The sequence below is a fragment of the Coprococcus sp. LG101-27 genome (assembly GCF_027695515.1).
Taxonomy (GTDB): domain Bacteria; phylum Bacillota; class Clostridia; order Lachnospirales; family Lachnospiraceae; genus Allocoprococcus; species Allocoprococcus comes.
Genome location: NZ_JAQEUJ010000015.1, coordinates 1 through 13,178, shown reverse-complemented (window position 1 = coordinate 13,178; position 13,178 = coordinate 1). Strand labels below are relative to the sequence as shown.

Below are 13,178 nucleotides of genomic sequence, written 5' to 3'. Positions count from 1 at the left end.
TATGAATGAACAACTGACTTTACAAGCCGCACAGCGGGAGGAGACGAAGACGGTTCCCCTGCGCAGGAGAAAGGCTTGTCTCGCGGGCACGTTCGCGCTCTTCGCCGCCTGCGCACTCGTGCTCCTCATTCCCCATCCGGCCTACGCGGGTGTCATCGGGGACTTCCTTGATATCCCCAACATGATTAAAACGTGGCTTCTCCAAATCGCTGCCACGCTCTTCAACACCTATTTCGGTGTCATCAACCAGACGCTTGATGCGAGGTTCATTTCCGGGCCGTTCAACGAGCTTTTCGGAACAACCGAGCCGTATGGCGTGATAAAGGACTTTTATCAAGCCGGGGTCATCCCCGTTGCCCATGCCATCCTGGGTCTCTTCATGCTGATGCAACTCATCAAGATTAGCCAGCGCATCGACGCGACGAGCACCCTTCCCGCCGTGAAGGATATCGTGTTCCTCGTGGTGACCTACTGCATCCTCAGCTACTTCATCGACAACGCCCTCGACCTTGTTTCTGCCATCTACGGCATCTTCAACGACCTCGTTGGTAACGTGTCGGACAAGCTGCAATCGAAAAACTGGTATGAACCCGGAATCGAGATGACCAAGGATGATGCAGCCGACGCTACGCTCGGCGGATGCTTCCTCCTTTCGATTTTCGGACTCATTTCATGGGTGGTCGGACTCGTTTTCTATGCCATTTCGATGGTCGTTGCCCTCGGCCGTTCCGTTCAGCTCTATGTCTATGCCGCCTTCTCTCCGATTCCCATTTCCCTTCTCGGCTTCGAGGAGACGAAGCAAATCGGAATCGGTTACCTCAAGAACTTTGCGGCAGCAGCCCTCGCAGGCGTGGTCATGGTTCTCATCCTCTACCTCTACCCGCATCTTGTGACCGCCCTCGCGGTTTCCGGCGGACTTGGAAAGGCTGAGATGCTTGGTCTCGCACAGGGCGTAGAAACATTCGACTCGTTCGGTGTCATCATCAAGACTATCGCCGTTCTCATCACGACCATGATGGGGCTTGTAAAGTCCGGCTCTTGGGCGAAGGAAATCCTCGGCGCATAGACGCTTACCGAAAACCCGCTACCGCTCACCGAAGGGGCGTGCCGAAACCGGTGCGCCCCTTCCCCTTAATAAGTTATTATTGGGAGCCAAGCATCGGCATCCTGCCCGGTGCGGACGATGGCGGCTATTCCCTTTCGGGGGAATCGAAAGAAGCCGCCCTCTCGCGCTTCGCTCTCCCGGAGAACAGGAAAGCCGCCCTCGATATGATTCGGAAACTGAATGAGTCGAGAGACAGCAACGAAAACGACCTTTTTTAGGCGTTTTGGCAAGAAAGGAGAAATGAACATGGCAGAAGATTTCGGTGACAGCACGGGAAGCGGCCTTGTGAATACCGCCAAGCAGGCCGCAAAAGAGGTCGTTCAGGCCGTCGTGACAAAGGGTGCGGGCATCGGAGGAAAGGGCGGTGGCGGTATCTCCCTCTCCGGGGAAGCCAAGGACATGATGGCCGCTTCCAAACAGCTTGCAGGCGCATCTGCCGCACCTTCCCGCGAGCATCTGGTCGCAAAGCCCGACCTCTCCCGTTAGATAGAACCACAGAAAACCAGTAAACCGCACAACTAGAAACACAGAAAGGATGATTGCCATGCCAGATAACGACTTCTGGATTGGGCGAGAGCAGATTCCCGTTGACCTCTCCCTCCTGCTCACCTACTCCAACGATGAGGACTACTGGTACGCTCCGGGGGAGTATGCACTCAGGGTCTATACCGTCGATACCCTGAACACCAACTTCGCCCGTCCCTGCTTCGCGTTCGGTGAGCGCACGTCCGACCCGGAGATGGAGGATGTGTCCGGTGCTATCGAGAACACCCTTCACGAACTTCTCGATTCCGGTGCGACCCCCGAGGACGTGTACCGCATCATGGGACTCGTTAAGGAGAGCGAGCTTTCCCCCGAGACCAAGGAAGCTGACAGCTATCTTTCCATCGACCTCGGCTATTGCATCGACGGAAATATCGTCTCCTATGAAGCGGTGCCGGAGGGCGTTGCGACGGTGCCTGAAAACGTAGACTACCCCCGTTACGCGGAAGCGATGGAGAGCCATGTGCCGCTTCCCATCGCTACGCAGATTGCTAAACATGATTTCTCTCACAGGCAGGCGGATATCCTCATGGAAGCCGCCCGTAACCCGCACGTCTCGTCAGAGACGCTTGAGACGATAGCCGACAAGACTCTTTCGTCCGGTAAGATGCGCGGTCTTCTGGATATCGCTTCTGTCGGCAAGAACCCCCTCGATTTTCGCAATATGGACGAGCAGACACTTAAGGCGGCTGTTTCCGTGCTGTTCCACGGCGGCAAAGACCTCCCCGTGACGGAGCTTGACCTTGCGCAGCTGCGTTCGGTAGACCTCGCGCTGATGGATGGCGCTTCCCCTGCCGAAGCCATGCGTGCAACCGAGAAGCCTGTATCTGCCGAGCAGGAAGAACCTGACGCATCTCTCGCATCCGAAGCCCACGATGCGAAGGCCGCATCCACCGCGCTCGATGACCAATCGGGGACGAAGGATGCCCCGACGCGCTCGGAACAGGCGGATACGTCCCTGTAGCGGAACTGCTTCCTGAGAAAGGAGGAATGCCTATGGCACCGGTTGGAAAAACATTCGACCCGGAAGCCGTTACCGACAAGCAGCTCGTTCAGTACGAACAGGCCATCGACCGTGGCTTAACCGAAGCCGATGCGATGCGCCTGACCGAGCACGAATATAATGGCTTTCAGGCCAATGCCATCATCGCCGCCGCGCTGAACCCGGCGGTGGGAGAAGACGTGCTGGATGCACTCGCGACCCCCAAGTACACCGCAGCCCAGATGACGGCCATCGCGAAAATCGCCATCAGGGGCGGAGACTTCACACGCTTCCTATACCCGCAGATGGACGCACGGCGCATGGAAGCCGCCTATCTGGTCGTGGCACACGGCGGGAGCGACTTGCCTGTGGAATGTCTCTCCCGCTCCCAGTTGCTTACCATCAACAACATCCTTCTGCAAGGCCATATCCCCTATGAGACCGTCCGCGCCATCGCGAAGCCCGCGTTTACCCCTGAGAGCATGGAGGTCATCGCCGCCGCCATGGAAAACGCATGTTATGACCCCTATACCGGTGAGCAATCGCTGACCGAAGCGCAGGTGGCGCGTATCATGAACCCGGACTACAGACCGGAGCAGCAAATCGCGCTTCTTGCCGCCATGCGCGGGCAGACCCCGGTTGCAGACCTGAGCGATGCGGACTTTGCAGGGCTGTTCCCGGCTTCCCTCTCCGTAGAGCAGATGAGCGCCTGTGCCTATGCCGTGAACCGGTGCGGATATAACGCGCCGCTTCTCATGATGACCATGCAGGCGTGCGCAGGGATGAACGCGCAACAGCTCATGGCCGTCTTCGATGCAACGGCGGCAGAGTTTTCCGATGCCACTATGGCAAAGGTCTCCACAATCCTTATGCACACCCCAGCCCTTACCTCCCAGCAGATGCGCTATCTGCTCGCGGAAGCTAAGGACGGCACCCCGTTTCCGGCTCTGGAATCCATGAAGGAGCATCTGCTGGCACATGCAGAACCCGAGAAGACACAAGTTACCGAAACCGGTGTCAAGTCCGAATCCCGTGACATGGCATCCGGCAAGGAAGCGCTTGCGGAGCGGGCGGGACTTGATGGCACCCCGAAAATCAATCAGAACAAGGAGATGGAATAGATGTTTAACAACATATCGAATCCCAAATGGTTCGGCGATTGGAGCCGTTTGGAAGATGAATATCTCGACAACAACTTTACGGAGATTCAAGACAACTTCGCTTTCTCAAAGAGGAAAAAAACCAACGGACTTTTTGGTGCCATCGTCAGTCTGGCTACCGCATTTCCAGTCCGCGACCCGGAGACCGGACATGCCACCGGCGCTTGGAAGGTGGCCTGCGAGTCCATCGACCTTGACGAGGTGCCGCTTTCCGATATCGCGGACATGATTTCCTGCTTTGGCAGCAAGACCATAACCGATTTCCGGCTGTACAACAGGGAAGTCGATATCACCCCATGGCAGCAAGCCCTCGGCGAGCTTTTACTGCGCGGGCGCGTACAGAAGGACGATTACCCATGGATACAGTGCCCCAACTCCGACTCTGCCTTGAACATGATGAACATGGTCATGGGTGCGAACTTGCCAAAGGACTTCTTCGATGATTGCACCCTTGGCGATGAGGAATATGGATGCGGCGAGGAAGCACATGAAATGGCTTCTGCACGGAAGGAAATCGACACCCAGACGGAGACCAAGGATGAACCGGAAGTTGACCCGGACAAGGAGGTGAAATAGATGACTGATAATTTCAAGGAGATAGGTTCCCTGTTCGGCAGGAACGCGCTCGCGGCGGATGCGCCTGCAAGGGATGCGCCCGGAAAGGATAACCAGAACATCGGATAGAACACGAAGTGACAAAAAACAGAAAGACATGATGCCGCATCCCGTATGGGAGCGGCATCTCCACAAACGCGAGAAAGAACGGGAGGTGCGAATGACGAAAGGAGAAAAAGACTTCGAGATTATCGCTACCATCTGCGAATATGAGAACTCCGTGGCAATGCCAGATGATGAACGCCTGACTTATCTTGACACGTGCGGCATCGCCCGCCTTAAGGATGGGAACGGAAGCGCAAGCGCACAAGAAGCCCATGCGAATAGATGCAGCGAGTACCTGCGGTTCGGGCACGAAGTTGACCTTGCCGCCTGCGGCGCATACAACCCCTACGATGCCCTGAAAGTCTGCGACACGCCGGAGATATTCTTGAAGACCGGGTTCGAGCAACGCCCCATGCTCTACACGCAGAAGCATCTCTTTCAGGCTCTCACGCCGAAATCCGATTACAACCCCCACCGGCACGGCTTCTCCATCGCACAGGTAAAGCGCTTTCCCGAGCTTCTTGCTTCCCCGGTGGTTCTCGCCAACAGCCCGAACAGGGACGATGTTTTGCTTGCCATTCTTCTCGCGACCGATGCCTACGACACTCCACTCATCGCGGGCATCAAGCCGGACGGCACAGGAAACTACGGAGGGCGCGAAGTGGAGACGAATATGGTCTTAAGCGTCTACAGCAGGCAAAACTTCATCCGTTACTTCGCCCTGTTACGGGATATGGATGCCTTCGTGTTCGTAAGCGGAAAGAAAATCGAAGCGCTCGAAGACCTATCCGGTCTTCCGCTTGCGGGAAACTGCTCCGGTCTCGATATTGACAGGATTCTGCAACGCCCGAAGTGCCTTGGATAGATACGCAGGCCGTTAACGATTACCGGCTGGATAGGGGATATTAACCTTCGCCCCTTGAATGAAGCAGAAAGGAGAAAGCCATATGAGCAAATTAGTCATCGCGGAGAAGCCGATGCTCGCCCGCGATATCGCCCGCGCCATCACAGGAAAAGAGGTGTCCGAAAGTGCCCGCCTTCCCATCTCGGGAAACGGCTACACGGTCTGTGCCTGCGCCGGGCACCTTTTGGAACTGGTGGAACCGGATACCATCGACCCAAAATGGGGAATGCCTTGGAGCCTTGATGTACTTCCTATCGAGGTTCACGACTGGCCGAAGGAACCGGCGGTCGATAAGAAGACCGGAGAGAGTAAGAAGCCCCTCATAGACCAGATTGCGGGACTCCTTAAAACTTGCGATTCCGTCATCGCCGCCGGTGACCCGGACGATGAGGGGCAGCTTATCGTGGACGAGCTTTTGGATTACCTTGGCTACGCCGGTAAGGTCGAGCGCGTCTACGTGAACGACAACATCGAGAAGAACATCGTGAAGGCATTCGACAAGCTCGTGCCCAACGACTCCTGCCGGGGCGCTGGCAACGCCGCCTATGCCCGACAGATGGCGGATATGTGCTTCGGCGTGAACGAGACGAGACTCGCCACCAAGCGTCTCGACGGCCTGTTCACCGTCGGACGCGTGCAGACCCCGACGCTGGGGCTTGTGGTGAAACGCGACGAAGCCATCGCCCACCACGTCACCCGAAAGTTCTACGAGCTGTTTGCAAGCGGTGATTCGGATGCCGGAGAACTCACCTTCAAGTATCTGCCGGGAAAGGAGCTGCTTGCCGGTGAGAAGCATCTGTTCGAGCGGCATACGCTGGAAGCCCTTAAGGAAAAGCTCGACGGACGCGACCTGCACTTTGAAACGACCGTATCGAAAAAGCAGGAGAACCCGCCGCTTCCCTACAACTTGACCGTGCTGCTTTCCGACATGAGCGAGCGCTTCGGCTTCACTGCCGCCGAGACTCAGCAAATCACGCAGGATTTGCGTGATAAGTACAAAGCCATCACCTACAACCGCTCCGATTCCCAATACCTCAAGGAAGAGCACCGAGAGCAGGCACCGGCAGTCCTTGCGCAGGCGATGAAGAACCTCGGCGTGCGCTGGTCTTTGGATTACCGGCTCCACTCCAAGGCGTTCAACGATGGGAACGTGACCGCCCACCACGGCATCATCCCGCAGGAAGCGGATGCACCCGTGTCCGCGATGGAACCGGACGAAGCCAAGGTCTACACCGCCATCTGTGAGCGCTATGCGGTGCAATTTCTTCCTCCCGCCGTGTACGACGTGAGCGAGAGCACGGTAAGCGTGGACGGCGGAACGCTTAAGCTCACAGCGAAGCGCCTTTCGGACGCGGGGTTCACGGCTGTCTTCCCGAACATCTCAAACAGCCGTGTCAGAGAGGATTCCGATACGGGGAACCCATGGGTTCCCGCAGGAAGCCACACCCTTGCCGGTATCTCCTGCTCAATCACGGAAGGGGAGACCACCCCGCCCGCACCCTATACGGAGGGCACCCTCATCACAGACATGGCATCCATCGCGAAGTACGTCAAAGACCCGGAAATCCGGGAAACCCTTAAGCGTAAGGATGACGGCAAGAAGGGCGAACACGGCGGTATCGGAACGACGGCCACCCGCTCCTCCATCATCGAGGGTCTGAAAACCCGTGGCTACCTTGAGGAACGAAAGGGAAAGGTTCGAGCAACCGATAAGGCCAAGGCGTTCTACGCACTCCTCCCGCCGGAGATTCGCGGTGCAGACGTGACCGCAAGATGGTGGCTCATCCAACAGGATATCGCAGACGGTAAGGCGGACGTGAACGCCCTGCAAGATTCCGTCATCGAGGTCTTCAATCACCACCGCGAGACCGCCTACGTGGGCGCATCCATCGCAGGTACCGGAAAGACCGTAGTGGGCAAGTGCCCGAGGTGCGGCAAGGACGTTATAAAGACCGGCTCCATCTACGCCTGCTCCTCCATCAAGAACGAGAAGCAGGAAGACGGCACTTGGAAGGAGGTCGCGGGCTGCGGGTTCAAGTTGTTCGGCTTCTGCACCAAGAAGTTCACCGAGGGGCAGGCCGCATCCCTTCTTGACGGGAAGGCGGTTCCGCTAAGGGGCTGCAAGTCCAAGGCCGGGAAGACCTTTGACTGCAAAGTCGTTCTTCAAAAGGATGGGTCGATAGAACCCATTTTCACACCGAGAAAACCCACGAAGAAAGGCCGCAGGTAGCGCCAGAAAGGAAGGAATGACATGGCAACACTCCTATCACCGGATATGCTTCCCGAGGATATTCGGAACATGGATTTCGGGCAGGCTTCCATGCCCCACGCGCCAGAAGCCCAGACCCCGGAAGCGCCCTACGATACGACCACATCCGCACCAGACCGCCCTGCCATACCGCTCTCCCCGGACATGCTTTCCGGGAACCTGCGAGGAAACGACAGTGAGAAATCGGGCATCGAGTTCTCCTTCGATGCCTTCGGATACACCCAGCAGGTCGAACTTGTACAGGAGTCCTATGCGGACGGCAACCTTGCAGTGACCGCCTATCTCTCCGACCCAACCGACGAATCGTTCGGACAGCCTTGGAGCAGCGTCACCGTGAACTTCGGTTCCCCACTGCAACAGGACGCGACCGTTTTCCTCGACACCAATAACATGGGAGAAGCGATGCTCTCGAAAATCTCCCAGCTCGGAGCCTTCACCGGCCAGTTCATGCGTTCGGGGTTCTGCTCCTACCCGGCCTTCACCTTCGATACCGAAGTCATGGGCAATATGCGTGACTTAAACGAGTTCGCATCGGCAGACCATATGAGCCTTGCCAAAATGCAGGATGCGTGCCACGCGGCACTCGAAAACGTATACGGTAGCGAGTTCACGGATGCCTTGGAAAGCGGTTACGACCTGAACGCCGAATCCCATGACTGCACTTCCGGAAGCGCCGTGCTCGAAACCTGCGATACGACCCGCGCGGAACAACCCACGAACCATGTGAAGGGGGTGCGATAAGCATGAGCCGCTTTCACTCGAACCGGACTTGCATCCGTTCGCCGACAGCTATCCTAAGCAGCCAAAACACACCATTGTGCTAAAATCGGGTACCGTATACACACCGCGCGGGACTACAAGTTCCGCACAGACAGAAAGGATGAAAAAACATGCCCAAGAAGACACCGGGGCCAGAGCAGGCTCCCAAGGCAGACAACTACGCCAAAATCAACATGCCCGCCGCCTTCCTCACGCCCCACGACATTCAGACAAGCGACGGGCGCACCTTCGAGAAGTGCTTCGTTTCCTTCCCCAAGGGGACGAAGGTGAACGGCATCGACGTGAGCGGCTTCTCAACCGATGTGTTCCTCTCCGACTACATGAAGAAGGACATGCTTGAGAAGGGACGCGCCACGGTCTCGTTCAAGAAGGACGAGCCGGTGCCCATCTGGACGGGGAAGAAGGACGATGCCGAGCACCCGTATCAGCGCTACGAGGTGAAGGCCACTGACCTCACCCACGCACTCAAGGTGGCGCAGGATGCCTATAAGGCCGGAAAAGCCGCAGAGCGTGCCGCCGCCAAGGACGGCGTGAGCCTTGCGGGGGAAGCACGCGACATGGAGACCGGGAAGGACGCGCTCGCAGGCGATGACCCCGCCAAGTCCACCAAGTCGCGAACCGGGCAGGATATCGCCCAGTAGTACAGAGGAAAGAGGTGACAGTTCATGGTAATCGAGGTGCTCTACAAGTCCTTCCGCTACGAGAAGTTCGACTCATCCGCCCAAACGAACTCCGAGCCGTTCCGCGCGAAGGGAACGAACATCCTTACCGACTGGAACCTCTACCTCGGTGCCCTTGAGGAAAACGGCATCATTCTCGCAGAGCACTGGTATGACGGAAATCCGCAGCACGCAGGCGGACAGGTGACCCTTGAGGGCACCAAGGTTCCCGCCGCCACCCGTCAGGTCGGGAGTGCCATGCTCCTCGTCTCGCCAGATGAGCTGGACGATGTAGTCTGGCTCAAGAAGGACGGCGAAAAGCTCCTGTGGCGGGAGGGCGATGAGCTGATAAACGGTGAGCGGTTCTTCGCCATGGAGCAGCTGTGTTACTCCGATGCCACAGTGCAATCCGTCAACCGTCGCGCCATCGCCGTGTTCGACTACTTGAAGCACGCGCACCCGACGTACCCGGATGATGAGATTGCCCGCATCATGGGCTACACCGAATCCGCCATCGAGCGCATCCGCGATGCAGAAATCTCTCAGGACGAGGGTTTCGTGGACGATGATGGGGAAGGGCAAAACGAGGAAAACAACACCGGGGCTATCGGCGGATATGACTTCGGTTAGAGATAGAACGAAACGAGAAACGCAGTTCAAACGAACCACCAACGAAGCTACAGAAAACCACGCAAACAAGGAAGGAGAAAAGAACACATGAAGATTCTCGGACGAATCAAGAAATCTAAGGTGCTCACTGCGGTCATGACCGCAGTGCTCATCTTCCAATCGGCGTGCCCTGCGGGGCTTGCCTACGCCGCGCAGAAATCGGGTGTTAGCACCTATGCTGCCGGTCAGACCATCGACCAAGCACTCGGTGCCACCAAGACGGTCGAGTCCGTGCTCTCCCAGCACGAGAACGACGAGTATTACCTCACCACACCTTACGGCAACAAAGGACCTCATGGCGAGGGCGGTGCAATCAACACTTGGGACTGCTGGAAACCGAAGGGTGAGTACGGTAGCGGTGCCTATATGAACTGCGCCGGTTTTGTGGTTGCCGTCCTCCGTGCCTGCGGAGCGAACACATCCATCATCGGAAACTATACCGCCAAGGACGGCTACAACAGGGGCAACGAAGCGAACGCCTCCAAATGGGAAGAGTATTGTCGCGACAACAATGCCGTCAGCTACACGTTCAGCTCCAAAGAGCAGATGCTCGCGTCCGGCATCCTTGAGAAGGGCGATATCATCTACATGGAGCCGGTGGACTGGAATCATAGCAATTCAGACTGCCATATCGGCTTCTTCTGGGGTAGCAGCAGCTCGGAAGACCTTTACTGGCACTCTTCCAGCCACGCGGACGGAATTGTAAAGGGCTATTTTCCGAACTCCGCAGGCGGCAACGTGATTTCCAAAATCACGCCCAAGTATCCCGTTCGCTACTACCGTGTCATCAAGACGTTGCACAAGGGATATCTGACACTGCATAAGGACTCCTCAAATAAGACCCTTACCGATGCCAATGACTGCTATTCCCTCGCAGGTGCCGAATATGGGGTCTACACTGACTCCAACTGTTCGAACAAGGTAGCGACCCTTACGACGAACGCAAGCGGGAACGCGAACACCGTCTCGCTCAATCCCGGACGCTACTATGTGAAGGAGACCAAGGCTCCCAAGGGATATTTCACCGATTCGCAGGTTTACACCGCAGATGTTTCCGGCGCGAATCGCGAATCCTCGCCTGTGAAGCTCTCAGTCAGCGACAATCCCGCAAATGACCCTATGAGTATGCTTCTCGGTAAATTCGACGGCCAGAAGACCTATAACGGCGCCGGTAACCTCCCGCAGGGTTCCGCCACCCTTGCAGGTGCCGAGTTCACCGTCGATTACTACGCCACCCTTGACTACAAGAGCTACGATGACCTTAAGAACGCCGACGTGAAGCCGATGCGTTCTTGGACGTTTAGTACAGACTCCAACGGTTTCTGTAGCTTTGACATTGCTCATTTTGTCTCTGGCGATGCCTTCTGGTATCGACTTGATGGGACTCCTGCACTTCCACGTGGCACCGTTGTCATACGTGAGACTAAAGCCCCAATGGGCTACGTAAAGTCTGATGAAGTGTCTTTCCAGAAGATTCAGGAAAACAATTCCGTTGAAGGTGTTATCACCTACAATGCCCCGGAGGTTGCCGAGCAGGTCTACCGTTCCGATATCGAGTTCACTAAGAAATCCGACAACGGTTCCGACCGCCTTGCAGGCGTGCCCTTCAAGGTGACCTCCCTCACTACCGGCGAGTCCCACATCGCCGTGACCGACGAGAACGGCTATTTCAGCTCCGCGTCCTCTTGGAACGCGCATGACTCGAACACCAACGCGAACGATTGGGCGCTGACCGCAAGCGACACCATCGACAGCACGAAGCTCGATGCTAACGCCGGTTTCTGGTTCGGCAACAACAGCGTGCTCGATGGGAACGGCACCACTTCCACCTCCGATGCCGTCAAGGCGGACAACAAGCTCGGTGCCCTGCCCTTTGACACCTATTCCGTCGAAGAGCTTCGCTGCTCCGCTAATGAGGGCTATGCGCTCATCAACACGACTGTTACTGTGACCCGTGATGCCAAGACCATCGACCTCGGCACCTTCGATGACCCGGAGCCGGAAATCCACACCACCGCCTACGACGCTTCTGATAGCGACCATTACGTTGGGGTCGGCACCGTCAAGATTTCCGACAAGGTAGAGTACAGCCATCTCGTCGCGGGTAAGACCTACACCGTCATCGGTGAGCTGCATGATGCCGCTACCGGCGATGCCGTCACGGTTAACGGTCAGGCTATCACTGCCGAGAAGACCTTCACGGCTGAGGACTCCGCAGGTTCCGTCACGCTTGACTACGCTTTCGATTCCTACGACCTCAAGGGGAAGACCCTCGTGGTCTATGAGACGCTTACCGATGCAAAGGGTGCGAAGCTCGCCGAGCATAGGGATAAATCCGACGTTTCCCAGCAGGTGACCGTGCTCACGCCGAAGCTCTCGACAAGCGCCGTGGGCGATGCGGACAATAGCAAGTCCGTCACCGCTGAGGATGATGTTACCGTTACCGATTATGTCCGTTACACCGGGCTTACCGCCGGGCAGACCTACACGCTCACGGGAACCCTTATGGACAAGTCCACCAAGAAGGCTTTCATGGATGCCGACGGCACCCCCGTCACCGCGACTGCGGAGTTCACGGCGGAAGCCGAAAGCGGTACCACGACCGTGACCTTCACCTTCGATGCCAGCGGCATCAAGACCGGCACCAAGCTCGTCGCCTTCGAGACTGTTGCCACGAACGGTATCGAGATTGCCGACCACAAGGATATCAACGACATTGACCAGACCGTTACCGTGAAGGCTCCCGTTATCGGCACCACCGCCGTCGATGCTGCCGACGGTGACAAGACGGTCACGGGTGAGGAAAATGTCGCTGTCCGCGATACTGTCCACTACAACAACGTGACCCCCGGTAAGACCTACAAGGTCACCGGTACCCTCTATGAGAAGGTTCTTGACAAGAACGGAAAGGTCACGAAGAAGGTATTCAAAGACAAGAACGGTACCCCCGTCACTGCGGAAGCAAACTTCACCGCAGAGGACTCCTACGGAAACGTCGATGTGACCTTCTACTTCGATGGCAGTTCGCTCAAGGAAGGTACCTCTCTCGTTGCCTTCGAGTCCCTGTCCCACAACGACAAGGAGATTGCTTCCCATGCCGACGTGAATGATTCCGGCCAGACTGTCATCATCACGAAGCCCAAGCTCTCCACTACCGCAACGGATGCCCTTGATGGTGATAAGAACCTCATCGGCGAGGATAATGCCACCATCGTCGATACCGTCCATTACATGAACGTGACTCCCGGCAAGACCTACAAGGTTTCCGGCACCCTCTACGAGAAGGTCACCGACAAGGACGGCAAGGTCTCCAAAAAGCAGCTCCTCGATGCCGACGGCAACCCCGTCACAGCCGAGACCGAGTTCATTCCCGAAACCGCTTTCGGTGATGTGGACGTTACCTTCACCTTCGACGCGTCTGACCTCAAGGCCAAGGACAAGGTGGTC

At 56.9% G+C, this 13,178-nt stretch carries 11 protein-coding genes; all 11 read left to right on the top strand.

Features of this window, described 5'->3' with window-relative positions:
- Position 1: 1 nt before the first annotated feature.
- Positions 2-1,066, top strand: a complete 1,065-nt coding sequence (locus tag PG766_RS10835) for a type IV secretion system protein (RefSeq protein ID WP_270590800.1) — start codon at positions 2-4, stop codon at positions 1,064-1,066.
- Between the two features lie 285 nt (positions 1,067-1,351).
- Positions 1,352-1,591 (top strand): hypothetical protein, encoded by a 240-nt coding sequence (locus PG766_RS10830; RefSeq protein WP_117527892.1) that lies wholly within the window; start codon positions 1,352-1,354, stop codon positions 1,589-1,591.
- A 58-nt stretch (positions 1,592-1,649) separates the two neighbouring features.
- Positions 1,650-2,612 carry a hypothetical protein gene (locus PG766_RS10825; RefSeq protein ID WP_270590799.1) on the top strand — a complete coding sequence of 321 codons (963 nt, stop codon included), beginning with the start codon at positions 1,650-1,652 and terminating at the stop codon, positions 2,610-2,612.
- Between the two features lie 32 nt (positions 2,613-2,644).
- Entirely contained in the window at positions 2,645-3,751 is a 1,107-nt protein-coding gene (locus PG766_RS10820; protein ID WP_270590798.1) for a hypothetical protein, read from the top strand.
- Complete coding sequence (locus PG766_RS10815) at positions 3,752-4,366, top strand: hypothetical protein (RefSeq protein ID WP_118453032.1); 615 nt, start codon at positions 3,752-3,754, stop codon at positions 4,364-4,366. It begins immediately after the preceding gene.
- 199 nt (positions 4,367-4,565) lie between these two features.
- Positions 4,566-5,315: a MuF-C-terminal domain-containing protein gene (locus PG766_RS10810; protein WP_117786606.1), complete on the top strand. Its 750-nt coding sequence runs from the start codon at positions 4,566-4,568 to the stop codon at positions 5,313-5,315.
- Between the two features lie 82 nt (positions 5,316-5,397).
- A complete protein-coding gene (locus tag PG766_RS10805; protein ID WP_270590797.1) occupies positions 5,398-7,584 on the top strand; it encodes a type IA DNA topoisomerase in 2,187 nt (728 codons plus the stop codon).
- Positions 7,585-7,605: 21 nt separating this feature from the next.
- Entirely contained in the window at positions 7,606-8,364 is a 759-nt protein-coding gene (locus PG766_RS10800; protein ID WP_270590796.1) for a DUF4313 domain-containing protein, read from the top strand.
- Between the two features lie 149 nt (positions 8,365-8,513).
- Positions 8,514-9,044 (top strand): hypothetical protein, encoded by a 531-nt coding sequence (locus PG766_RS10795; protein ID WP_270590795.1) that lies wholly within the window; start codon positions 8,514-8,516, stop codon positions 9,042-9,044.
- 24 nt (positions 9,045-9,068) lie between these two features.
- Positions 9,069-9,692, top strand: coding sequence for a hypothetical protein (locus PG766_RS10790; protein ID WP_270590794.1), 624 nt, complete (start codon positions 9,069-9,071; stop codon positions 9,690-9,692).
- An 87-nt stretch (positions 9,693-9,779) separates the two neighbouring features.
- Positions 9,780-13,178, top strand: a 3,399-nt coding sequence (locus tag PG766_RS10785; RefSeq protein WP_270590792.1) for a VaFE repeat-containing surface-anchored protein, incomplete at its 3' end; no start/stop codon positions are given.